Genomic DNA, 23,501 nt, shown 5'->3' with positions numbered 1-23,501 from the left:
ATAACGCTCAGGTGTGACGATCCCTCTATAAAGATTAAAATAATTTTAACAAAAAGAAAATGGCAACCGGTAATCCGTATTGCTGCAGGTATTTTCTCAGTAATTTGAGCGCCCGCCCCATATAATTTTCTACAGTTTTGGCGGAAAGTCCCAGCTTAGTGGCTGTTTGCTGATGAGTCATCCCCTGGAGCCGGCAACAAGTAAATACTTCTTTACATTGTGGCGGAAGATTGGCAATAGCTTCGTATATCAGCTGTTCGTAGTACGGCCTGGAATTTTCTACCTCCCTGGCATCCGGATCTTCTGCATGCTCCACTATCCACTCAAATCCTTTATTGCCCGCCTCTTCTGTGGTTTGCCTGCGTAGTACAGAAATGGAATTATTGCGGACAGCCCGGAATAAGTATGCTTTTATATTAGGTATATTTATCAGCTCACGATGTTTTTCCCAAAGCCTGATAAATGTTTCCTGTACTACATCTTCAGCTGCAGCATCATCTTTCAGAAAACTAAATGCGTAGTTACATAAGTCATTATATTGTGAATCGAATAACGCTTTGTAAGCCTGGTAAGAAGGTGATGTAAGCATTTAACCTTCAGATATTTTATATGCGTGAATGATCGCTGCGAAAGTAACTATCTTTTCGAAAACAAACATATTTGCTCCCCTGATTTTTAATTTCACTTTTTTTTAATGAGAGATAGAGGGAATTATTGCTATCTGCGTTATATAGCTAACACCTATGCCTATATGTCTGTAGGAAATTTTTTTTAGTTGTGTTTTAAAACCAGGGTTGCATAGGCGCTTATGCAGCCCTTTTTTACCCATTCCTTATATGATATTACCCTCTCCTGCATGGTGTTTTAAATATTTGCAATCCATTGCATATCGGTAAACCCGGAGCTATTTATCATGAGGGACGTATCGCCGTGGGCGGCATCTTTTCGGATTGGCCACCGCTATACTCCCTTTGAATACAGTCACCAGGTGGTAACGCCCGAAAAACAGGCCCCGCAGGACGATATTCATGTGAGTGTTGATATAACGAATACGGGCCAACGAAAAGATGAAGTAATACAGCTTCCGAAAGGACTTTGTAATGGAATAACAACATGGGATTCATAGATAATAAGGCAGTGGAAGACAATTGTTTTCTGCTGCTTTTTGTATTTTTATACAAAACCATGTACTATGTCCGGAACCTTCTCTAAACTGAAAAATGCCTACCAGCTGCTGAAGCATATCGACCTCGGGATGCTGGCCCGCTTATCAGAAAAAGTTGACCTGCCCAAAGTAATGGAATCGGTAGCGCATATGAATGATCAGCAGTTGCACGGACTGATGAAAATGCTGGGTGGCAGCGCTAAAAAGAAAGAACTCCCGCCCATCGACGGTGACTTTTACGACCTCGGCGGCAGATTGAATGAAGAAGACCGCGCATTACAGCTGAGAGTAAGGGCATTCATGGAGAAGGAAATTCAACCAATCGTTAATGAATACTGGTTGAAAGCAGAATTCCCTTTTGAAATCATTCCCAAATTCCGGGAATTGAATATTTGTGGCGTTACCTACAATGGTTACGGCTGCCCGAACCGCTCTTTCCTGATGGAAGGTATCATTGCCATGGAAATGGCCCGGGTAGATGCCTCGATCGCTACGTTCTTCGGTGTACAAAGTGGACTGGCCATGGGATCTATTTATATGCTGGGCTCTGAAGCGCAGAAACAGGAATGGCTGCCAGCCATGCAGCAGCTGAATATCATTGGCGCTTTTGGTTTAACCGAACCGGAAGTTGGTTCCGCCGCCGCCGGAGGACTCACAACAACGGCTAAACGGAGTGGAGATACCTGGGTACTGAACGGGCAAAAAAAATGGATCGGCAATGCCACCTTTGCGGACGTAATCGTTATCTGGGCCCGTGATGTAGACGATAACCAGGTGAAAGGTTTTTTGCTGAGAAAAGATACGCCCGGTTTCAGCGTAGAGAAAATACATGATAAAATGGCGCTGCGCATTGTACAGAATGGGCTGATAACGCTGAAAGATTGCCGGGTGGCCGAGGCCGACCGGCTCCAGCTCGCCAATTCTTTCAAAGACACCGCCAAAGTACTGCAAATGACTCGTGCCGGCGTGGCCTGGGAGGCAGTGGGCTGCGCCCGTGGCGCCTATGAGAACGCGTTGGCGTATACCCGTACCCGTAAACAGTTTGGAAAACCCATCGCCGCTTTTCAACTGATACAGGGACACCTGGTAGAAATGCTGTCCAACCTTACCGCCATGCAAACCATGGTGTACCGCCTTTCTGAAATACAGGACGAAGGCCACTTACAGGACGAGCATGCTTCCCTGGCGAAGGTGTTCTGTACCCTCCGCACCCGTGATGTAGTAAGCCGTGCCCGGGAAGTGATGGGAGGGAATGGCATTCTCCTGGAATACAATGTGGCCCGCTTTGTAGCCGATGCGGAAGCTATTTACTCCTACGAGGGCACTAAGGAAATCAATTCCCTCATCGTAGGAAGGGCGATTACCGGTTCCAGCGCATTCGTATAAAATATGAATTCTTTTTTATAGCTTAACAGCACAAACCACGTTAATCACGCAATGAACTGCTATTATGAATGTATTTAACCGCCGCAACTTCCTCCGGAATGTTTCGCTGGGAAGTTTGGCTGCTATTAGTATTCCCAACATTGTTACCGCTGCCGTTACTGTTGAAAAAAGTAAAAAGATCGGGCTGAAAAAAGAAGGCATCATCCTTTTTCAGGGCGATTCTATCACAGATGCCGGCCGGAAAAGGGATAAAAATGAGCCCAACAACAGCGCTGCCTTAGGAAGTGGATACGCCCTCATGGCAGCATCAGGCTTGTTGCGCAGGAATGCCGACAAGAACTTGAAAATTTACAACAAGGGCATCAGCGGAAATAAAGTCTTTCAACTGGCGGAACGCTGGGATAACGACTGTTTCGCGATAAAACCCGATGTACTCAGTATCCTCGTAGGAGTGAACGATTATTGGCATACGCTTAATGGTAATTATAAAGGCACCGTTCAAACCTATCGCGACGATTACAATAAACTACTGGATCGTACCAGGCAGCAGTTGCCCGACGTACAGCTGATCATCGGCGAGCCTTTTGCTGTGAAAGGTGTCAGCGCCGTAGATGACAAATGGTACCCGGCTTTCGATGAATACCGCGCCGCAGCGAAGGAAATAGCCGATAAGCACCAGGCCATTTTTATTCCCTACCAGGCTATTTTCGATAAGGCCCTGCAATCGGCTCCCGGCGCCTATTGGACGGGGGATGGAGTACATCCCAGCGTTGCGGGTGCTCAGCTGATGGCGGAAGCTTGGCTGCAATGCATAAAGTAACCGTTTCCCTCTTCCCTGATTTTTAAGATTAAGTACTTCTACTGAATAGTGACAACGGGGTGCAAACTAGCTTTGCACCCATTAACCCCTTATTGTTCACTATTAACACTTAATCATGAAAAAATCATTGCGTGCTCGCCTGGCTGATGTAACATTATTTGCGGTAGCCATCTTAGCGGCACTCTTCTTTTCCCAATGCAGGAAGAAAGATGATCAGCCCAACGGCATCGACAAGTCCTATCTCATCAACAAAAAATGGAGTATTGCATCCGCTACCGTAACGCCTGGCATAGACATAGGACAAGGACCTATAACAGATCTGTTAGCAGTAATGCCGGCCTGCTTCCGGGATAATTTTATCGTGCTGAAAGAAAATGGCACAGGTACAGAAGATGAGGGAGGAGATAAATGCCCGGATGCAGACCAAACCCGCAGCTTTAACTGGAGCATGACCGCAGATGGCGCATTTAGCGGTGAAATGCTGGATAATTTTGAAGGTCATACCAGTGTAGTCAAAAATGACCAGGGTTTCACCCTCACGGCAGTAGGTAAGATCGATGGAGAAAATGTGATAAGAACCGTTGTGATGGCCTACAAAGCTATTTAATACACTACCTGATTCAATAAGCAAGGATGATACCTTTCAGGATCTGCATATATCCTGTCGGTTAGATTGGACCACGCAGCCTCCCTTTTGGGAGGCTGCTCTTTTATCTGCCCTTTACATTTATTACATTTGTTGCATCACATGAATTTCCACTTATGAAACAAACAGGTATCTTATTAACAATGATGTTAGGATTGAACATGACGATCAGCGCTCAGCAACAAACCATTCATCTATGGCCGGGAAAAGTTCCCGGTGAAACTGCGGCAAAGCATGCAGCAGTGGTAACGCCCGACGGCAGCAATAACATAAAACGGCTGACAGATGTGACCGACCCTGTATTGGAAGTGTTTCCGGCTCCCGCAGGCAATAGCAATGGCGTCGGGGTAATTATCAATCCCGGTGGAGGTTACGGGATATTGGCTATTGACCTGGAAGGCGATGAAATTGCGGCCTGGCTTAACAAGCTGGGATATACAGCATTTGTATTACAATACAGGGTACCTAAAAAACAAGCGGGTGCCCTGCAGGACGCACAACGGGCTATCCGCCTGGTACGCAGCCGCGCAGCTGAATGGGGCCTGCAGCCCGATAAAATAGGCATGATGGGCTTTTCTGCCGGCGGTAGCCTCACGGCCCGTGCCGCTACCCGCTATAACGTGAATGCCTATACGGCCATCGATAAAGCAGATAGCTTATCTGCCCGGCCGGCATTCGGTATCCTGGTATATCCTGCTTATCTTGATCAGGGTACAAACAGGACGCTTACGCCTGAACTGACCGTGAATGAACAAACACCTCCCATGTTTCTTTTTGCTACCGCCGATGATTTCTACGGCAACAGCGCCCTGGTAATGGCCGGCGCCCTCCGCGATGCGAAAGTGCCCGTGGAATTGCACTTTTATGCCAAAGGTGGCCATGGATACGGACTGCGCAGCGGCAATCCTGCAGCAGATGCCTGGCCCACACTCCTGGAACAATGGCTAAAAACTACCGTGAAATAATTATCACAAGGCAGGACGGACGTTGGGAGTAAATAATTCTCTACATTTGAGCGACTATAAAACCTGTTACTATGGGAATTTTTGATAAACTCAGGAATGAATTTATTGACATTATTGAGTGGACAGACCCGTCCACAGACACCATTGTGTGGAAGTTTCCCCGCTACCAGAATGAAATAAAAATGAATGCGAAGCTCACCGTGCGGGAATCTCAGGTGGCCGTTTTTATGAATGAAGGTAAAATTGCCGACGTATTCCAACCCGGTATGTACACACTGACTACACAAAATATGCCTATACTCACCACCTTACAGGGATGGAAGTATGGCTTTAATAGCCCGTTTAAGGCAGACGTATTCTTCGTGAGCACGCGGCAGTTTACCAACCAGAAATGGGGTACTAAAAACCCGGTGATGCTGCGCGATGCGGAATTCGGACCGGTAAGACTCCGGGCTTTCGGTAGTTATGCTTTCCGTGTAAAAGACGCCGGCGCTTTCCTGAAAGAAGTGGCCGCTACCAACCCGGAGTTCACCGTAGAAGGGATCAACGAGCAACTGCGTAACCTGGCGGTATCCCGTGGGATGGAAGCCATCGCGGAAGCAAAGATTCCCGTACTGGACCTGGCCGCCAACTATGAAGAAGTATCTTCACAGATCACCGGAAAAATCGGTGCCGAATTCAATGAGCTGGGCCTGGAATTAACCAAATTCCTCATCGAAAATATTTCCCTGCCACCGGAAGTGGAAACCGCGCTCGACAAACGCAGCAGCATGGGCATTGTAGGTAACCTCGGTGCCTATGCACAGTTCCAGGCGGCCAATGCTATGGAAAAAGCGGCAGAAAATCCCAATGGCGGCGGGCTTGCAGCAGCAGGACTGGGCGCCGGTATGGGCGCCGCCATGATGGGACAGGTAGGGAATGTCTTCCAAAACAATAACCAACCCGCCAACACTGGTGCAGGTACGCCTCCGCCATTGCCGGGCGCCACTCCCTTCTACGTAGCCGTTGAAGGAAAACAAAGCGGCCCTTTTGATATGGAACAGCTCCGCCAGCTGGCAGCAGCAGGCAACCTGAACGCCCAAACCCTGGTGTGGAAAACCGGTATGGCTGCCTGGTCGGCCGCAGCTACTGTGCCCGAACTGGCGCCGGTATTAGCTACCATTCCGCCACCATTACCCTAACAATCATGGTAACGGCTGTTGATCCCTGCATCGGCTCAACAGCCGTTACCCAAAATATTCCTATGTCTTTCGAGGAAAAAACAAGTGAAACAGTCAACTCGCTGAAATGCCAGAACTGTGGAGCCATCCTGCATTATGCTCCCGGTACCAACAGCCTGGTATGTGAATACTGCGGCACTGTAAATGAAATTGAACAGGAAACCGTTACCACCGCCGTCCACGCGATAGACTATGCTACCTTTATCGCGGAACAGCAAAATCATACCGAAACCACCCAACAAGCGGTGGTCGTAAAATGTAAAAGCTGTGGCGCTTCTACAACTATGCTTCCCAATGTAACTGCCGACGCCTGCCCGTTTTGCGCCTCTCCGCTGGTGGTAGATACAACGCAGACAACGGCTATTCTCCAGCCACATTATGTACTGCCCTTCGTGGTAAAAGATAATGAAGCCCTGCAACACTTCCGCACCTGGATGAGTAAGCTCTGGTTCGCCCCTTCCGACCTGGTGAAGAAAGTAAAGGATGGCTCTTCTCAGCAACTGAAAGGCATATACATCCCGCACTGGAGCTACGATACCGATACGGTTACCGATTACGCAGGACAAAGAGGAGAGTACTATTACACCACCGAAACTTACACAGAAGAGGTAAATGGTAAAACGGAAACCCGCACCCGGCAGGTGCGTCATACTGCCTGGTACCCTGCTTCCGGTAGGGTGAGCAACGATTTCCGGGATGTACTGGTATCTGCCAGTCCCTCGTTGCCACTTAAAATGGCGCAGATACTGGAACCCTGGCTGCTCGACCAGTTGAAGCAATACGATGGGCGGTACCTGAGCGGATTTCGCGCAGAAATATATCAAACCAATGCCGAACAGGCCCTGGTGGTTGCTAAGAAGAGAATGGACCCGGTAATACGAGACGAAATTTGCAGTGACATTGGTGGTGATGAACAAAGCATCGACCGTTATGAGGTAGATTATAATAACCTGGGAATTAAATACCTGTTGCTGCCTGTCTGGATCAGTGCGTACCGCTACAACGGAAAACTTTATCATTTCGTGGTAAATGCCTGCACAGGAGAAGTAACGGGCGACAGACCTTACAGCTGGATCAAGATTGTGGGGCTTATCCTCCTGATCATTGTTATCATTACGACTATCTACTTCGTTAGTCAATCGAAATAATTAATACCAGCACCACCGGCAAATGGTGTTTTCCTTATCGCTGTTAATAGAGAACGCAGCAGTAAGGGAAACACCATTTTTTTCGCGCTCTGGGGAAAACAATCTACAAATACTATCACATGCCCTGCAGCTCGCTGAGTCCGGGAAACGCTTTATAGTAGCGCATATGGAGCAAGAGGGCGTAATCCGGGTCCCGTTTTTGTAAAATCAATGCTATACAGGCACACCTATTACGAACCCAAAATATTACGTCATGAAGAAACTAATGTTAGTATCAACTATAGCCCTGGCTGCATGGATGACGCAGTCCTGTGGCAATAGCACCAACAGGAATCCGCAATCGGAAAAACCGGTCGACAGCGCCAAGGACCTCAATGAAATCGCTAAACCGGTAGATGAAAATTCTTCAAAGTTTGCAGTGGATGCTGCTAATGGCGGTATGATGGAAGTAGCCATGGGAAAACTGGCACAGGAAAAAGCATCTAATGCAAGAGTCAAAGCGTTTGGCGCTATGATGGTAACCGACCATACCAAGGCAGGAGATCAGCTGAAAGAACTGGCAGGAAAGAAAAATATTGCATTACCTGCTGAACTATCTACCCAGGAAAAAAATCATCTGGATGATCTGGGTAAAAAGAGCGGGAAAGATTTTGATAAATCTTACATCGACATGATGGTAGATGACCACGATAAGGATGTAAAAGAGTTTGAAAAAGCCTCCAGCGATCTGACAGATCCGGATCTTAAAACATGGGCAACAAGCACGTTGCCAACTTTGAAAGTGCACCAGGATTCTGCCAGAGTCATCCAGAAAGCATTAAAATAATCAATAAGCAAGTTGTGAGTCCAGAGAATAGCAAAAGAGCTTCAGGGATCCATTCCCTGGAGCTTTGCTTTTTTATTGAGGCAGCTTAGCCTGGATAGCGCCGTATACCCAGGTGCCGGCAATGGCACTCACTAATGTGACCGCCACTACGCTAAATCCCATTCCTATCTGGGCGAAGAGCGGCCCCGGACAGGCGCCGGTGATAGCCCATCCCAGTCCGAAGATCAATCCCCCGTATATTTGCCCCTTGCTGAACTTTTTGGGCGCCACTACAATTGGATCACCTGAGAGCGTTTTGATATGAAAGCGTTTAATCAACTGTAAGGAGATGATGCCGGTCACCACCGCCGTGCCAATCACCCCATACATATGAAAAGACGTGAGCTGAAACATTTCCTGTATCCGGAACCAGCTGATCACCTGGGCTTTTACCAGTACAATGCCGAAGAAAACGCCTGCCAACAGGTACTTAACATTTTTCATTTTAGTGAAGCCATTTAAAAATAAGGGGAATAAAGAGATTTGCGCTGGCAAACCCGCCAGCCATAAAACAGACCGTGGCCACCAGCGAAGGCCATTGCAGGTTGGACAATCCCATAATGGAATGCCCCGAGGTACAACCTCCGGCGTACCGGGTGCCAAAGCCTATCATGAAACCGCCTATCACGAAGAAAATAAGTCCCTTCCAGGTAAACAGCTGCTGCCAGCTGAATATTTCAGGCGGTAATAACGCGCGGTAGTCGTGTATACCATAACTGGCCAAACGCTCCCGGGTAGCCGCTGCTACCTGGGTGTCTTGTCCATCCTGCAGGTAATGCCCGGCGATAAATGCCCCCAGCAGGATGCCTGCTGCGAAGAAAAGATTCCACGACTCTTTCTTCCAGTCGTATTTAAAGAAGGTGATATTGGCCGGAAAACACGCGGCGCAGATATGTCGTAGGGAAGAAGAGATGCCAAACACTTTGTTCCCCAATATCAGCAGCACCGGTACCGTAAGCCCGATCAGCAATCCCGACACCGACCAGTGCCAGGGCTGTTGAATAAACTTTAATAGTTGCATAACAGGTATTTGTTAGATATTAATCAGACAACTGTTACAACAGGTCGTTGTACTCAGGGTGTCTTTTCATATAGGCGTTTACGTAAGGGCATAATGGCTTCACTTTCAGGTGCTGTTCCCTGGCATATTCCAGTACATACTTCGCCAGCTGGCCGGCTATGCCCCGGCCTTCCAGTTCCTGTGGTACTTCTGTATGTATGTAGGCAATGCCGCCGGGAAACAGTTTATAGGCAATCAGCGCTGTATGACCTTCTACCACGGTTTCAAACTGTTGTTTCGCTGTATTATTGGTAATCGTAAGTTCCATACTATCATTAAGATTTATCAGAGAAATTAATTTTGGTATGCGTGCCGTCGCAATAAGGCTTATTGGAAGAACCGCCACAGCGGCAGAAAGCAGTAACTTTATTTTTATGCGTTTCTTTACCACTGGCATCCTTTACCACGATATTACCATATACCAGCAGCGGACCATTAGGCATAGGTTCTACAATGCTTTCGGCAGTAATATCGGGGGCGGTACCTCCCTCCGCCGCTATATCGGCATTCATATAAAATGTAAGGGCGCCGGAAGGGCATTGCTTCACCTGCGATACAATCTTTTCTGTGGAAGCGCCTTCCGCATTGATCCAGGGCTTTTGATGCGGATTAAATACGTCAGGCAGCCCATGAAAACACATCTCCGAATGTATACAAACATTCGGTTTCCATACAATGGTTACTTCCCCGTTGGTGTAATGTTTGGTAATATCTTTCATCTCTTTAAACTGCTTTTGTATTGATAACAATAGGATTGCTCAGCACTTTGTGAACAGGGCAGGAGTGCGCTATCTGCAGCAGGCGGGCATGCTGTTCCTCGCTGAGGTTTCCCGTAAAATGAATTTCCATATCAATGACGGTGGTAAGTGAATTAGGCTTTGCCGCACTGTTGTAGCGCAGTTCCACGGCTATATGTTCTACCGGCCATTTTTTCCTGTTGGCATACATCTTTAAGGTAATCGCTGTGCAGGCGCCCAAACTGCTTAATAATAACTCCCCGGGTTGTGGGCCAGTGTCGCCGCCACCCACGTCTTCAGGTTCATCTCCCAGCCAGCGGTGCCCCCGGGTATCGATGGTGACCTGGTAAGGCTGTCCGGATAAACTTACACTAACTTCCTGATCCATATTTTATTGTTGATAATTGTCTTTAAGCCCTGCTGCCGTTAACGGTGTGTTTTGTTGTAGCTGGTGATGTTCATACTATCCCAGTGTAATCAGTTTTTTTACAATCTCTTCCCGCTGCGGTTCAAATTGGTCCGGTAACATCAGGTGCGTACCCAGCTCGGCTATCGGCTCATCCACCGCAAATCCCGGGGTGTCGGTGGCCAGTTCAAACAGCACGCCTCCCGGCTCCCGGAAATATACGGAGCGGAAATATTTACGATCCAGCTGCTCTGTTGGATGCAGGCCACGGTCTTCCAGGAGCTGCCGGTAATGTAATTGCATGGCATCGTCTTTCATCCGGAATGCGATGTGGTGTATACTGCCCCCGGCTACATGGCCACGTGGTTCGCCCTTGGCTTCCACCAGGTCTATAAAGTTGGCAGTATCGCCAGCTGGACTGGCAAAACGATAGCGGTTGGCATGATGCTTTACCAGCTGGTAACCAAAAACGGATACCAGTATATCAGAGGTAGCCTGTACGTCCTCCAGTGTCAGCGTTACATGGTGAAATCCACGCGTAGCATGTTCTTCAGGTACTTCCGGCGTAACCCAGGGAACGCGGGAATCGGGTAGGTCCGGTACCGTTAGTTCTATCTTCAGCCCATCGGGATCCAGGAAAGTCAGATATATTTCGCCGAATTTGGAAGAAGGCTTATTATAAATAATATTCTCTTTTTCGAATCGCTTTAACCAGAAATCAATACTGCCTTCCGGGATGGAGTAACCTATTTCAGTGGCCATATGTGTGCCTCTGCGGCCGGCCATAATATCTTCCCAGGGGAAAAAGGTGAGTATGGTGCCAGGAGTGCCGGTTTCATCCCCGTAGTAAAAATGGTAGGTATGTGGGTCGTCAAAGTTTACCGTCTTTTTTACAAATCGCAACCCCATGACGCGGGTGTAAAAATCATAATTTTTCTTAGCATTGCCGGATATCGCGGTAATATGGTGTAACCCAGTGATAGCTTGTTCGTTCATAACACCTCCTTTTAAGCAGGAGTGGTTAGCTGCAGGTAGTAGCTATCCGCAACTAACCACTTCCTTCTATTTTTTAATTAATTGCACTTCTCCGTAGAGCTTCACATCGTCGCCGACCAACACGCCACCGGTTTCTGTGGCAGCATTCCAGGTAAGGCCAAAATCTTTACGGTTGATTTTACCGTTAATAGTAAATCCTGCTTTGGTATTGCCCCAGGGGTCTTTTACCACGCCGCCGAATTCAACGTCCAGCTTTACATTCTTGGTTACATTGCGGATGGTCAGATCGCCCCATAACTCGTAGGAGCCATCATTGTCCACGTTTTCATACTTCGTGGTTACAAACGTAATATCCCGGAAAGTATTTACATCAAAGAAGTCAGGCGAACGGAGGTGCTTGTCCCGGTCATCACTGCCCGTAGTGATGGAGTCTACATCTACTTTCACCGTTACTTTTGCCGTCATAAAGTCTTCTCCCTCCGTTTCGGCATCTACCGTGAAATTGTGAAACTTACCATTGATATTGGTAATCATCAGGTGACGGATTTTAAATCCGAGTTCACTGTGGGTTAGGTCTAACGTCCATTGTTGCTTTGCCATAAGTAAATGTAGTTTTATAATGAATCAATGATATTTTTAGCTGCGAAAACCGCTGCAGGACTATATTTTAACAAGAACTGAAAATTATTGTTCAATTTTTTGTAACACAAATATCGGTTGATAATCTTTGGGAGCAAATGGATCAAATACGGTAAATGATGTACTATTTATCGTTGTTGTTAAAGGTAATGATTTTAACCGTAACTCATTTATTATCAAATTATGTATAATTTTTTTCAAATACTTCAAACCTTATTCATGAAAATTTAGTAGTAACAATCCATATATTTGCCAACGGATGTACGCAATTGTAGATATTGAAACAACAGGTGGCCATGCCAGTGCCAATGGAATTACGGAAATTGCTGTATTCCTGTTCGATGGCAAGGAAATTACGCAGCATTACCAAACCCTGGTAAACCCCGGTATACCCATTCCTTATTATATTGAATCCCTGACAGGGATCACCAATGAAATGGTGGCGGAAGCACCTCCCTTTGAAGCGATTGCGCCGATGCTGTTCGATTTGTTGAAAGACCGCATCTTTGTGGCACACAACGTCAACTTCGACTATTCTTTTATTAAGCATCAACTGAACACCGCCGGTTTTGACCTGCAAACGAAAAAACTTTGTACGGTTCGACTGGGCCGCAAAATCTTCCCCGGCCTGGCATCCTATAGCCTGGGTAATATCTGCCGGCATTTCAGTATCCCCATACATGGCCGTCATCGCGCCGGTGGCGATGCGGAGGCTACGGCTAAACTCTTCGGCCTGTTGCTGGCTAATGATAAAGAGAAGGTGATTGCTGCCGCGCTGAAGGTGGGTTCAAAAGAACAGTTCCTGCCACCAAACCTGCCACCAGAACAGGTAAAGTCGTTGCCCGACCGCCCTGGCGTATACTATTTCCACGACCAGAAGGGGAAAGTGGTATATGTAGGCAAGGCGAAAGACCTCAAGAAGCGTGTTAACAGCCACTTTACGGGGCATAGTACCAGTCGCCAGCGACAAAACTTCCTCCGCACTATTTATAGCATTACCCACCAGGAAACGGCTACAGACCTGATGGCCTGCATCCTGGAGTCGGTCGAGATAAAACGGCTTTGGCCCATTTATAACTCCGCCCAGAAGCGGGTGGAGTTCCGCTATGGCTTTTACCTGTTTGAAGACCAGCACGGCTACCTGAGGCTGGCCATAGAAAAGAAACGGAAGTATACCCACCCCATACACAGCTTTAATTTACTGATAGATGGACATCGCCTGCTACGCTCGCTGATAAAGGAGTTCGGGTTATGCCCCAAATTGTGTTTTCTCCAGAAAGGTACCGGCACCTGTGCCGGTATTGCCGCCGCTACCTGTAAAGGGGCTTGCGAAAAAGCCGAAGCGCCGGCAGCTTATAATGAACGGGTGAAGGCCGCCATCGCTTTCCTGCAGGAGCAACAACCTTCGGTTACCATCATCGATAAGGGACGCAGCAGTAACGAAAAGAGCTGTATCCTGATGGAGCGGGGACGGTTTTACGGAATGGGCTATATACCCGCAGAAGTAGACATGTCTGATGTGGAACAGTTCAAAACCTACCTGACCCCCTATGCGGAAAATGAAGTCATCATAGGCCTGCTACGGCCGTACGCCAGCAATAGCCGGCAACTTACCACCTCGTAAGTAAGGATAAATACCTATTTTTTGAGACGCTAAGAAAAAAAAAGCACAATAACGAAAAATAAAGTGATTCGTGATTACTTTTGCAACTCCTAATCACAGATTTCATATTTAATTTTTTTATTCATGTTAGAGTCAAGTTTCAAATTGCCAGGTCAAACTGCCTTTTACAAAGGAAAAGTACGTGATGTTTACACGATTGAAGACAGGCTGATGGTAATGGTGGTGAGTGATCGTATCTCTGCATTTGATGTGGTATTACCTCGTCCGATTCCTTACAAGGGGCAAGTATTGAACCAGGTAGCGGCTATTATGCTGGATGCAACCAAAGACATCGTTCCCAACTGGGTAAAATCATCTCCGTTACCAAACGTAACGATTGGTTTGAAATGCGAAACTTTCCCTGTAGAAATGGTTGTGCGCGGTAACCTTACCGGCCATGCCTGGAGAACCTACAAAACCGGTCAGCGTACCCTCTGCGGCGTTACCATGCCGGAAGGGCTGAAGGAAAATGATTTCTTCCCCACACCCATTATCACGCCTACTACCAAAGCACATGAAGGTCACGATGAGGATATCTCCCGCGAAGAGATCATTGCACAGGGCCTGGTAAGTAAAGAGGACTACGAACAACTGGAAAAATATACCCTCGCCTTATTTGAAAGAGGTAAGGAAATGGCGGCTAAACGTGGACTGATCCTCGTAGATACCAAATACGAATTCGGTAAAATCGGCGATACTATCTATGTGATCGACGAAATCCATACCCCTGATTCTTCCCGCTATTTCTATGCAGAAGGCTATGAAGAAAACCAGAAAAACGGTGCTCAGCAAAAACAACTCAGCAAGGAGTTTGTACGTGAATGGTTGATGGCAAATGGTTTCCAGGGTAAAGATGGTCAACAGGTACCTGAAATGACAGATGAATTCGTAAACAGCGTTAGTGAGCGTTACATTGAGCTGTTTGAAAATATTACCGGTCAGAAATTTGTGAAAGAAGACGTTGCGGCTGCGGATGCAGAATCCACTATCATAGCTGCACTGAAAAGTTTATAATCATGATAATCGCTCCGGTAGCTGCCGGAGCGATTACTTATCCTTGTGCACATGAAAATACAATTACTCGCTGCGGCAATTTGTTTGTTAAATTTTACCGCATGTAACCACGCTTCCAGGTCCCCTAAAGAATTAAGCAGTGCTGAAGTGCTGGAAATAGCAGGAAAGGCGCCCGGCATGAATGCGGGCAATGGCAAGTATACGGTGAAAGCTCCCGCGGGCTGGTCTACCAAAGATACCGTAATGAGCCGCATTGAATATACTTTCATGATGGCGCCCCTGGAACCAGGCAATGATTTCCAGGCCAACGTTAACATTGTTTCCCAGGAATTGAAAGCTGGTTTTACGCTCGACAAATACATGACCACCACGCAAAAGGAAATGGAAACGTTTTTCAGCGACTATAAAAAACTCGCCGAAGGCGAACGTACCGTTACGGATGTAGCAGCCAAATGGATGAAATGTCAGTATGCCCACCGCGAATCCGGTACCATGCTCAATGGACAGGTGACAATACTCGTGAAAAATAATATCGCCTACGCTATTACACTCACCACGCTTGCAAACGAAATGGAAAAGTATACGCCTGCCCTGGAGGAAATACTGACGTCGTTTAACGCAAAGTAATCAGGTAAAAGCATAAGCAAAAAGCACAAAGCTGCTGTCGTTCACGACAATAGCTTTGTGCTTTTTGCTTTCGGCTCTTTGTAGTACTTTTACTTTCAAATCATTCACCATTGAAACACCTGGCAGCACTTAATAAATATTTTCTTTCCAATAAATGGCGCCTGATCCTTGGATTGTTGTTTACAGCCATCTCCATCGTGTTCAGTATTTTTCAACCGATCATGGTACGGCAGATTTTTGATTTGCTGTCGCATAATATCGATGAATACCGCCTCCTGAGCGATACTTCGCTGAAAGGATTTTTCCGGTCCGATTTTACACACGTACTGGCTTTTTATGGCATAAGCATCCTGATATTTGCCCTGCTCAGCGGGTTCTTTCTCTTCCTGCAGCGGCAAACACTCATCGTGATGAGCCGGCATATTGAATACGACCTGAAAAATGAAATCTATCAGCATTACCAGCGCCTGGACCTGAACTTCTTCAAGATGCACAGAACCGGCGACCTGATGAGCCGTATTACAGAAGACGTATCACGGGTACGCATGTACGTAGGACCGGCTATTATGTATGCTTCCCGCACCCTGTTTCTCATTATTATTATTGTGTACCTGATGCTCCAGGTAAACCCGCTGCTAACGCTGTATACCTTGTCGCCATTGCCTTTGCTGGCATTAACTATTTACTATGTGAACCGGATTATTCATCGTAAAAGCGAAAAAATCCAGGCACAGTTGTCTAATATCACCTCTATTGCGCAGGAGTCTTACTCTGGTATACGGGTCATAAAATCCTATATCCAGGAAGATGCCAGCGCACAACATTTTGAAGATGCCAGCGAAGCCTATAAAAACAGCTCTATCAGCCTGGCCAAAACAGATGCACTGTTTCAGCCCACCATGGCACTCATGATAGGACTGAGCGTAATATTGACCATCTTTATCGGTGGTATACAGGTGATTGATGGAAATATTACCGTAGGTAATCTCGCGGAGTTTGTGATTTACGTAAATATGCTGATGTTTCCCTTCTTTTCTATTGGTATGGTAGCATCTATGATACAGCGTGCGGCGGCATCACAACAACGTATAAACGAATTCCTGCAGATTGAACCGGTTATTAAAGATGCACCGGGCGCGCAGGCAGCTATGCTGAAAGGAGAGGTACGGTTGGAGAATGTATCCTTTACTTATCCGCATACCGGCATTACTGCCCTGAAGGATTTTAACCTGCATATTAAGCCCGGCCAAAAGGTAGCCATCATCGGTAGAACAGGCTCTGGCAAGAGTACGCTGGCACAATTGCTCATCCGCATGTACGATCCCCAGCAGGGAAAGGTATTATTGGATCAACAGGATATTCGTACCATTCAACTGGGTAGTCTGCGCGGGCAGATCAGCTATGTTCCACAGGACGTATTCTTGTTTTCGGATACCGTAGCCAATAACATTCGTTTTGGCGATCCAACCGCCTCCCTGGAAACGGTGCAAACGGCCGCCCGGCAAGCTTCTGTAGAAAAAGACATCTTCGGTTTTAATGAAGGTTTTGAAACAGAAATAGGAGAGCGGGGTGTTACCCTCAGCGGTGGGCAAAAACAACGCATTTCCATCGCCCGGGCGCTCATCAAAGATCCTAATATCCTCATCTTCGACGACTGCCTGTCGGCGGTAGACGCCCGCACCGAGAAAGAAATCATTGGTAACCTCTACGCCTATCTGCAGCATAAGACAGCCATTATCATTACCCATCGCATCTTTGCGTTGTTTGAGTTCGATAAAATCATCGTATTGGATGAAGGAAAGATTGTAGAAGAAGGAACGCATGATGATTTATTATCATTGAATGGATACTACGCAGAATTGTATACTCGTCAGCAAACAGGAGAGGAGGAAAACGTAACTGAATAACAATCATGAGCTTGTATACCCTTTGTGGAAGCCGGTTACAAGCCGGTTTTATGATTTTTCAAAATCATTTAAAAATATTTTGATATTTGTAAAACAATAGTATATTTGTCTCTTATTGTAACAGGATTTGATTCGTTAACACTTAAATCTATCAACTGTGGCGTACGACAACAACAATCAACAGGAAAGAAACAATGATAGCATCTTTTCTAAACGATTGAAAGCGGGCAAAAGAAGAACGTACTTCTTTGATGTAAAGACCACTCGGGGAAACGACTATTTTCTTACTATCACAGAAAGTAAGAAACGTTTTAATGACAATGGTTATGACAGGCATAAAGTATTCCTGTACAAGGAAGACTTTAACAAGTTCCTGAATGCATTGACCGAAACCATCAACTATGTAAAAACTGAGTTGATGCCTGATTTCGACTTTGATGCCTACAACCATGATTATGTGCAGGAAGAACAGGACGAAGCAGAGGCAGAAGGAGCTGAAGTGCGTACTTCGGTAGAAGCTGTTGCCGCACCTGTTGAGGCGTCTGTTGCCGCCCCGGCTTCACATAGCTCAGATGAGGTAGACAAATGGTAAGATTTTTTACTTAAAATAATTGTCAACCCCCGGATTTCTCCGGGGGTTTTTTATTGCCCGAAGGAATAAAAAAATGGGGAAGAAATAGATTCCTTCCCCATTGCTTTATATGATCGTATTGTTAACCTTTCATCTGTTTCCAGGCGTTGATCAGCCCATTGGTACTGGCATCATGATTCAGTATTGTATCATTGTTTTCCAGCTCCGGCAATATCTTGCTGGCTAATTGTTTACCCAATTCCACTCCCCACTGATCGAAGCTATAGATATTCCAGATTACTCCCTGCACGAAGATCTTATGTTCGTATAGGGCTGTCAGTGAGCCCAGGGAACGGGGTGTAATCTTCTTCAACAGGAAAGAGTTGGTAGGACGGTTGCCACTGAATATCTTGGAAGGTAATATCTTGGCTATTTCTTCAGCAGACGCACCTGCTTTCTCCAGCTCAGCGCTTACTTCTGCTGCTGTTTTACCGTTCATCAGCGCCTCCGTTTGGGCAAAGAAGTTAGATAACAATTTCACGTGATGGTCGCCGATAGGATTATGACTGATCGCCGGTGCGATAAAATCGCAGGGGATCAGCTTCGTACCCTGGTGAATGAGCTGATAGAAGGCATGCTGTCCGTTAGTACCTGGCTCGCCCCAAACAATAGGACCGGTTTGGTAACTAACGTTGTTGCCTGTACGATCAGCGGTTTTACCATTGCTCTCCATATTGCCCTGCTGGAAATAGGCCGCGAAGCGGTGCATGTATTGATCATAAGGGAGAATGGCTTCAGTAGCACTGCCGAAGAAGTTGCCGTACCATAAACCAATCAGCGCCATGATCACCGGGATATTTTTTTCCAGCGGCGTCTGGGTGAAATGATTGTCTACCGCATGTGCGCCATCGAGCAGTTCGGTGAAGTTTTCAAAACCGATGGTCAGCGCAATAGACAAGCCAATAGCAGACCATAAGGAGTAGCGGCCGCCAACCCAGTCCCAGAATTCAAACATATTATTGGGATCGATGCCAAAAGCAGTGACTGCTTTTTCATTGGTAGATAACGCCGCAAAATGTTTGGCTACAAATTTTTCGTCCTTTGCATGTTCCAGGAACCAGGCGCGCGCCGTGAGAGCGTTGGTCATGGTTTCCTGTGTGGTAAACGTTTTGGACGCAATAAGGAACAGGGTTTCATCGGGCGTAATTTTTTTCAGTGTTTCCGCGATATGCGTTCCGTCTACGTTAGACACGAAATACGGCTGTATGCCAGGTCTCCAGTAAGGCTTCAGCGCTTCAGTAACCATGACCGGGCCGAGGTCGGAGCCACCGATACCAATGTTAACGATATAGCGTATAGGCTTGCCGGTATATCCTTTCCACTCACCGGAATGTATTTGCCGGCAGATATGATCCATCTTATTTAATACGGCTTTCACATCGGGCATGACGTCGCGGCCATCCAGCATAACCGGTTTGTTGGATGTATTACGCAGCGCTGTATGTAACACAGCACGGTTTTCCGTTACGTTGATCTTCTCCGCACTGAACATCGCCTTGATAGCATCCGGCACTTTGCATTCTGCCGCCAGGCTCAATAACAGGTTACGGGTATCTTCCGTTATAATATTTTTCGAATAGTCGAAAAGGATGTCTTCAAACTGCAGCGAAAATGCACTGAAGCGTTCTTTGTCTTCCATAAACAAGGTACGCATATGTACCTGCTTCATGTCTTCAGCGTGTTTCTTTAGTGCCTCCCACGACTTGGTGGTAGTTGGATTGGTAGATGGAAACATAATGTTGTTTATTAAATGCGCATCAAAAATAATCTTTTCATATCAGGATTTCTGTTTCCTGTATAATTGCCAGGAAATTGTGACCGCGATAACGCCTATGGCTATAATACAGGTGTGTATGATGGCGTTTTCCTCCATGACATCTACCGTTCTTCTTTTTAGCAGGATACCATAAAATGCCCAAACACTAACAAGCGCATATACGATATTGTTGCGAAACAGGATCATGGCGATCGTCAACAGGGTACCAATGGCTATCATCACAATAGTGCGGATTACCTGCGTATGCAGACTGCCTTCCCAGCCGGCATAAGACAAGAAAGCGGCGATATTGGCAATGGCGGCAATAACGATCCAGCCCAGGTAAAGACTAAACGGAAAATGAATGAATACCCGTTCGGCGAGGGAAGCAGGGGCAGTAGCGATACCAAAATTGAAGTGTATGACAGCCAGAGATAACAGTAATATCAACATAATCACTAGGCTCACCGGTATCAGTTGATAATGCCAGGCAAAGAGCCAGCAGGCATTACATACCGAAGAGATCAGGAACCAGTCCTTCATACGCCGCATTAAACGCGATAGGCCTTCCGGTTGTTTATTGGAAAACGCCAGCCACAATTGATAAATGATAAAGCCCAGCAACGACAGATAAATAACTCCCCATATGAAAAACGTAATATGTGCCGGCACAAACAGGCTGGGATATGCTGCTGAAACCTGCCCGGTGGTATTGCCGTTAATAGGAAGTAACAACGCCAGCACATTGACTGTGATCATGATAATGTAACCAAGCGTGTTAAATATAGACCTGTTCTTGAAGTGAAGGGTTTCATGGCGCACCATAATGAATAATCACTTTTTATAATATTAGCGATATGGCTACCGTGTTGCAACACAAATATTATGCTAGACTGGAGAATCAAAACAAACTATTCCGACATTAGCTTATATCTCTATTTTTACATACATTTGCCAGCTATGACAGCTGAGCAACTAAAAGCTATGAGGGACCGTTTATATGTCCTGGGAGGTTTTCTTTAACGTACCTGACCGATTAGCAAAAATAGAAAACGACAAACAACTAAGCCTGGCGCCCGGTTTCTGGGACGACAACGTCAGAGCAACTTCGATTCTGAAGGAAATTAAGGTAAACAAATATTGGGTTGACCTTTATGATCAGGTAAACGCAGCTATCGACGATAGTGCTGTGTTGAATGATTTTTTCAAGGAAGGAGAAGCATCCGAAGAGGAAGTGGAACAAGCATACAGCGATGCATTAACAGCGTTGGACGACCTGGAATTTAAGTCGACCTTAAACCAACCGGAAGACGAAATGCCCGCAGTGCTCACCATCAACTCCGGTGCAGGCGGCACGGAAAGCCAAGATTGGGCCGAAATGCTGCTGCGTATGTACCGCATGTATGGAGAAAAACAAGGCTGGAAAGTATCAGAAATTGATACCCAGTATGGCGACGGCGCCGGTATCAAATCCGCTACCCTGGAATTTGATGGTGACTTTGCCTACGGCCACCTGAAAGCAGAAAGCGGAGTACACCGCCTGGTACGCATTTCCCCGTTTGACTCCAACGCCCGCAGGCATACCTCTTTCGCTTCCGTATACGTGTACCCGTTAGTAGATAATACCATCGAGATCGCCGTTAACCCGGCCGACCTGGAATGGGAATTCTATCGCTCCGGTGGTAAAGGTGGACAGAACGTAAACAAGGTGGAAACCGCCGTACGTTTGAAACACATTCCATCAGGCATCATTATCGAATGCCAGCAGGCGCGTACACAAGGGGAGAACCGCGAAAAAGCCCTCACCATGCTGAAATCACGCCTGTATGAAGAGGAAATCCGCAAAAGAGAAGAGCTGAAAAATGCAGCCAACGCCAACAAACGTAAAATTGAATGGGGCTCCCAGATCAGATCATACGTATTCCATCCGTATAAAATGATCAAAGACCACCGTACCGACTACGAAGTTGGAAACGTAGGCCCTGTAATGGACGGCGAACTAAACGGATTTATCAAGGCATACCTCATGATGCAGAAGGAAGAGGACAATAATTAATAAGTATCGACTAATAATTAATAAGCGTTCCGGCGTTGTAACCATTAATTTTGCAACGGAAACAAATCACGTTGTCGTTTGTTTATTTGGTTATTTGTTTATCAGATATTGTCGTATCGGTGAACAAATAACCAAATAAACAAATATTAAATTCAGGTTACAATGAATACAGGATACTTTGAGTACGCAGCGCCTGCTAACGAGCCTGTGTTATCTTATGCACCCGGTTCTGCAGAAAGAATTGCACTAAAGAAACAATTAGCCGCTTTTAAGGCAGAAGTAGCAGATGTACCCATGTATATCGGTGGTAAAGAAGTACGCACCGGTAATACCGTAGATCTGCGCCCTCCCCACGAAATCAAACACAAACTGGGTCATTTCCATGTGGGAGACGCCTCCCATGTAAAAGCCGCCATCGCAGCCGCATTGGAAGCACGCGAAAAATGGGCGAATATGGATTGGGAACAACGCGCCGGTATCTTCCTCCGCGCCGCAGAACTCCTGGCCACCAAATATCGTTATCATATCAATGCCGCTACCATGCTGGGACAAAGCAAAAATGCTTTCCAGGCTGAAATAGACAGCGCATGCGAACTGATCGACTTCTTACGCTATAATGTACACTTCCTCAGTGAAATTTACCGCCAGCAGCCCGTTTGCGCGCCCGGTATCCACAACAGGGTAGAATACCGCCCGCTGGAAGGATTTGTACTGGCCGTTACACCATTCAACTTCACCGCAATTGCCGGTAACCTGCCTACCTCCGCAGCTATGTGCGGTAACGTAGTAGTATGGAAACCCGCCAACACCCAGGTATTCGCTGCCCAGATCATCATGAAAGTGCTGATCGAAGCAGGATTACCAGCCGGCGTAATCAACCTGGTATATGCAGGTGGTCCGCTCATCGGCGACATTTGCTTTGCAGATCCTCACTTCGCAGGTATCCATTTCACCGGCTCTACCGGCGTATTCCAGACAATGTGGAAAACCATCGGGGAAAATATTCATAAATACAAAACCTACCCACGTATCGTTGGTGAAACCGGAGGTAAAGACTTCGTGCTGGTACACAAATCTGCCGATGTAGATATTGCCGTTACGGCATTAGCCCGTGGCGCCTTCGAATACCAGGGACAAAAATGCTCCGCCGCTTCCCGTGCATATATACCAAACAATCTTGCTGCCGATATAAAATCAAAATTAGTAGCTGAACTGAAAACCATGAAAATGGGTACCACAGAAGATTTCAGCAACTTTATCAATGCCGTGATCGATGAACGTTCTTTCGATAAGATTGCGCAGTACATCGACAATGCGAAAAACAATCCTGCAGTGAAGATCATTGCCGGTGGTAACTACAATAAATCAGAAGGTTATTTCATTGAGCCTACTATTATTGAAACTACCGATCCTAACTATGTAACCATGTGCGAAGAAATCTTCGGCCCGGTACTGACCATCTACGTATATGAAGCCGATAAGTTTGAAGACATCATTCACACCGTGGATACGACTTCAGAATACGCTTTAACCGGCGCCGTGATTGCGCAGGACCGGTACGCTGTAGAACTGGCTACCCGCAAACTGGTAAACAGTGCTGGTAACTTTTACATCAATGATAAACCAACCGGTGCAGTGGTAGGGCAACAGCCTTTTGGCGGCGCCCGTGCCTCCGGAACCAACGACAAGGCTGGTTCTATGCTGAACCTGTACCGCTGGTTAAGCGCCAGAAGTATCAAAGAAACTTTTGTGCCAGCTACCGATTACAGGTACCCGTTCCTGAAAGAAGCTTAG

25 protein-coding genes are annotated in these 23,501 nt (G+C 46.6%); 15 read left to right on the top strand and 10 right to left on the bottom strand.

What is annotated here, in order from left to right; translation table 11 throughout:
• Window positions 1-34 precede the first annotated feature (34 nt).
• Entirely contained in the window at window positions 35-589 is a 555-nt protein-coding gene (locus FHW36_RS10370) for an RNA polymerase sigma-70 factor (RefSeq protein ID WP_145666666.1), read from the bottom strand.
• Between the two features lie 324 nt (window positions 590-913).
• Here FHW36_RS10370 and FHW36_RS10365 point away from each other — a divergent pair, with 324 nt between their 5' ends.
• The 8 genes from FHW36_RS10365 (at window position 914) to FHW36_RS10330 (ending at window position 8,176) form a co-directional block, all read left to right on the top strand.
• Complete coding sequence (locus tag FHW36_RS10365; RefSeq protein ID WP_145666662.1) at window positions 914-1,126, top strand: hypothetical protein; 213 nt, start codon at window positions 914-916, stop codon at window positions 1,124-1,126.
• Between the two features lie 66 nt (window positions 1,127-1,192).
• A complete protein-coding gene (locus tag FHW36_RS10360) occupies window positions 1,193-2,551 on the top strand; it encodes an acyl-CoA dehydrogenase family protein (RefSeq protein ID WP_145666658.1) in 1,359 nt (452 codons plus the stop codon).
• 64 nt (window positions 2,552-2,615) lie between these two features.
• Window positions 2,616-3,371 carry an SGNH/GDSL hydrolase family protein gene (locus FHW36_RS10355; protein WP_145666655.1) on the top strand — a complete coding sequence of 252 codons (756 nt, stop codon included), beginning with the start codon at window positions 2,616-2,618 and terminating at the stop codon, window positions 3,369-3,371.
• A 115-nt stretch (window positions 3,372-3,486) separates the two neighbouring features.
• Window positions 3,487-3,978 (top strand): hypothetical protein, encoded by a 492-nt coding sequence (locus tag FHW36_RS10350; RefSeq protein WP_145666652.1) that lies wholly within the window; start codon window positions 3,487-3,489, stop codon window positions 3,976-3,978.
• 155 nt (window positions 3,979-4,133) lie between these two features.
• Window positions 4,134-4,982 carry an alpha/beta hydrolase gene (locus tag FHW36_RS10345; protein ID WP_145666649.1) on the top strand — a complete coding sequence of 283 codons (849 nt, stop codon included), beginning with the start codon at window positions 4,134-4,136 and terminating at the stop codon, window positions 4,980-4,982.
• 71 nt (window positions 4,983-5,053) lie between these two features.
• Window positions 5,054-6,163: an SPFH domain-containing protein gene (locus FHW36_RS10340; RefSeq protein ID WP_145666646.1), complete on the top strand. Its 1,110-nt coding sequence runs from the start codon at window positions 5,054-5,056 to the stop codon at window positions 6,161-6,163.
• A gap of 5 nt (window positions 6,164-6,168) precedes the next feature.
• Window positions 6,169-7,350, top strand: coding sequence for a zinc finger domain-containing protein (locus FHW36_RS10335; protein WP_145666643.1), 1,182 nt, complete (start codon window positions 6,169-6,171; stop codon window positions 7,348-7,350).
• 253 nt (window positions 7,351-7,603) lie between these two features.
• Window positions 7,604-8,176: a DUF4142 domain-containing protein gene (locus FHW36_RS10330; RefSeq protein WP_145666640.1), complete on the top strand. Its 573-nt coding sequence runs from the start codon at window positions 7,604-7,606 to the stop codon at window positions 8,174-8,176.
• A gap of 72 nt (window positions 8,177-8,248) precedes the next feature.
• On the opposite strand, the gene FHW36_RS10325 is transcribed toward FHW36_RS10330, so the two are convergent.
• The 7 genes from FHW36_RS10325 to FHW36_RS10295 all read right to left on the bottom strand — a co-directional run bounded on the left by FHW36_RS10325 (window position 8,249) and on the right by FHW36_RS10295 (window position 12,014).
• Window positions 8,249-8,659 (bottom strand): DUF6691 family protein, encoded by a 411-nt coding sequence (locus FHW36_RS10325; protein ID WP_145666637.1) that lies wholly within the window; start codon window positions 8,657-8,659, stop codon window positions 8,249-8,251.
• Window position 8,660: 1 nt separating this feature from the next.
• The gene (locus tag FHW36_RS10320; RefSeq protein ID WP_145666634.1) at window positions 8,661-9,236 is read right to left on the bottom strand and encodes a YeeE/YedE family protein; all 576 of its coding nucleotides are present in this window, start codon (window positions 9,234-9,236) and stop codon (window positions 8,661-8,663) included.
• A 34-nt stretch (window positions 9,237-9,270) separates the two neighbouring features.
• Window positions 9,271-9,543, bottom strand: a complete 273-nt coding sequence (locus FHW36_RS10315) for a GNAT family N-acetyltransferase (protein WP_145666631.1) — start codon at window positions 9,541-9,543, stop codon at window positions 9,271-9,273.
• A gap of 7 nt (window positions 9,544-9,550) precedes the next feature.
• On the bottom strand, window positions 9,551-9,994 hold the full coding sequence (locus tag FHW36_RS10310) for a (4Fe-4S)-binding protein (protein ID WP_145666628.1): 444 nt from the start codon (window positions 9,992-9,994) through the stop codon (window positions 9,551-9,553).
• Between the two features lie 4 nt (window positions 9,995-9,998).
• Entirely contained in the window at window positions 9,999-10,400 is a 402-nt protein-coding gene (locus tag FHW36_RS10305; RefSeq protein WP_145666625.1) for an OsmC family protein, read from the bottom strand.
• Window positions 10,401-10,475: 75 nt separating this feature from the next.
• Window positions 10,476-11,414: a ring-cleaving dioxygenase gene (locus FHW36_RS10300; protein ID WP_145666623.1), complete on the bottom strand. Its 939-nt coding sequence runs from the start codon at window positions 11,412-11,414 to the stop codon at window positions 10,476-10,478.
• A gap of 66 nt (window positions 11,415-11,480) precedes the next feature.
• A complete protein-coding gene (locus FHW36_RS10295; protein WP_145666620.1) occupies window positions 11,481-12,014 on the bottom strand; it encodes a YceI family protein in 534 nt (177 codons plus the stop codon).
• Window positions 12,015-12,312: 298 nt separating this feature from the next.
• On the opposite strand from FHW36_RS10295, the gene FHW36_RS10290 reads away from it, so the two are divergent.
• From FHW36_RS10290 to FHW36_RS10270, 5 genes are all read left to right on the top strand, one after another.
• Window positions 12,313-13,677 carry an exonuclease domain-containing protein gene (locus FHW36_RS10290; protein ID WP_145666617.1) on the top strand — a complete coding sequence of 455 codons (1,365 nt, stop codon included), beginning with the start codon at window positions 12,313-12,315 and terminating at the stop codon, window positions 13,675-13,677.
• Between the two features lie 123 nt (window positions 13,678-13,800).
• Complete coding sequence (locus FHW36_RS10285; RefSeq protein WP_145666614.1) at window positions 13,801-14,730, top strand: phosphoribosylaminoimidazolesuccinocarboxamide synthase; 930 nt, start codon at window positions 13,801-13,803, stop codon at window positions 14,728-14,730.
• 51 nt (window positions 14,731-14,781) lie between these two features.
• Window positions 14,782-15,357 carry a DcrB-related protein gene (locus FHW36_RS10280; protein ID WP_145666611.1) on the top strand — a complete coding sequence of 192 codons (576 nt, stop codon included), beginning with the start codon at window positions 14,782-14,784 and terminating at the stop codon, window positions 15,355-15,357.
• A 110-nt stretch (window positions 15,358-15,467) separates the two neighbouring features.
• Complete coding sequence (locus FHW36_RS10275) at window positions 15,468-17,264, top strand: ABC transporter ATP-binding protein (protein ID WP_145666609.1); 1,797 nt, start codon at window positions 15,468-15,470, stop codon at window positions 17,262-17,264.
• 157 nt (window positions 17,265-17,421) lie between these two features.
• The gene (locus FHW36_RS10270) at window positions 17,422-17,856 is read left to right on the top strand and encodes a DUF3276 family protein (protein WP_145666606.1); all 435 of its coding nucleotides are present in this window, start codon (window positions 17,422-17,424) and stop codon (window positions 17,854-17,856) included.
• Window positions 17,857-17,977: 121 nt separating this feature from the next.
• Here FHW36_RS10270 and pgi read toward each other — a convergent pair whose 3' ends face one another.
• Both pgi and FHW36_RS10260 read right to left on the bottom strand, forming a co-directional pair.
• Window positions 17,978-19,630, bottom strand: a complete 1,653-nt coding sequence (gene pgi, locus FHW36_RS10265; RefSeq protein ID WP_145666603.1) for a glucose-6-phosphate isomerase — start codon at window positions 19,628-19,630, stop codon at window positions 17,978-17,980.
• Window positions 19,631-19,672: 42 nt separating this feature from the next.
• Window positions 19,673-20,476, bottom strand: a complete 804-nt coding sequence (locus FHW36_RS10260; protein WP_145666600.1) for a hypothetical protein — start codon at window positions 20,474-20,476, stop codon at window positions 19,673-19,675.
• A gap of 135 nt (window positions 20,477-20,611) precedes the next feature.
• Between FHW36_RS10260 and prfB the strand changes: the two genes are divergently transcribed.
• A protein-coding gene (gene prfB, locus FHW36_RS10255) for a peptide chain release factor 2 (protein ID WP_145667849.1) occupies window positions 20,612-21,707 on the top strand; the annotation gives its coding sequence in 2 pieces (ribosomal slippage) (window positions 20,612-20,671 and window positions 20,673-21,707; 1,095 coding nt in all).
• A 162-nt stretch (window positions 21,708-21,869) separates the two neighbouring features.
• The gene (gene pruA / locus FHW36_RS10250; RefSeq protein ID WP_145666597.1) at window positions 21,870-23,501 is read left to right on the top strand and encodes an L-glutamate gamma-semialdehyde dehydrogenase; all 1,632 of its coding nucleotides are present in this window, start codon (window positions 21,870-21,872) and stop codon (window positions 23,499-23,501) included.

Source organism: Chitinophaga polysaccharea (assembly GCF_007829335.1).
In the GTDB taxonomy this organism is placed as follows: domain Bacteria; phylum Bacteroidota; class Bacteroidia; order Chitinophagales; family Chitinophagaceae; genus Chitinophaga; species Chitinophaga polysaccharea_B.
This window is presented reverse-complemented; position numbering and strand designations above follow the sequence as displayed.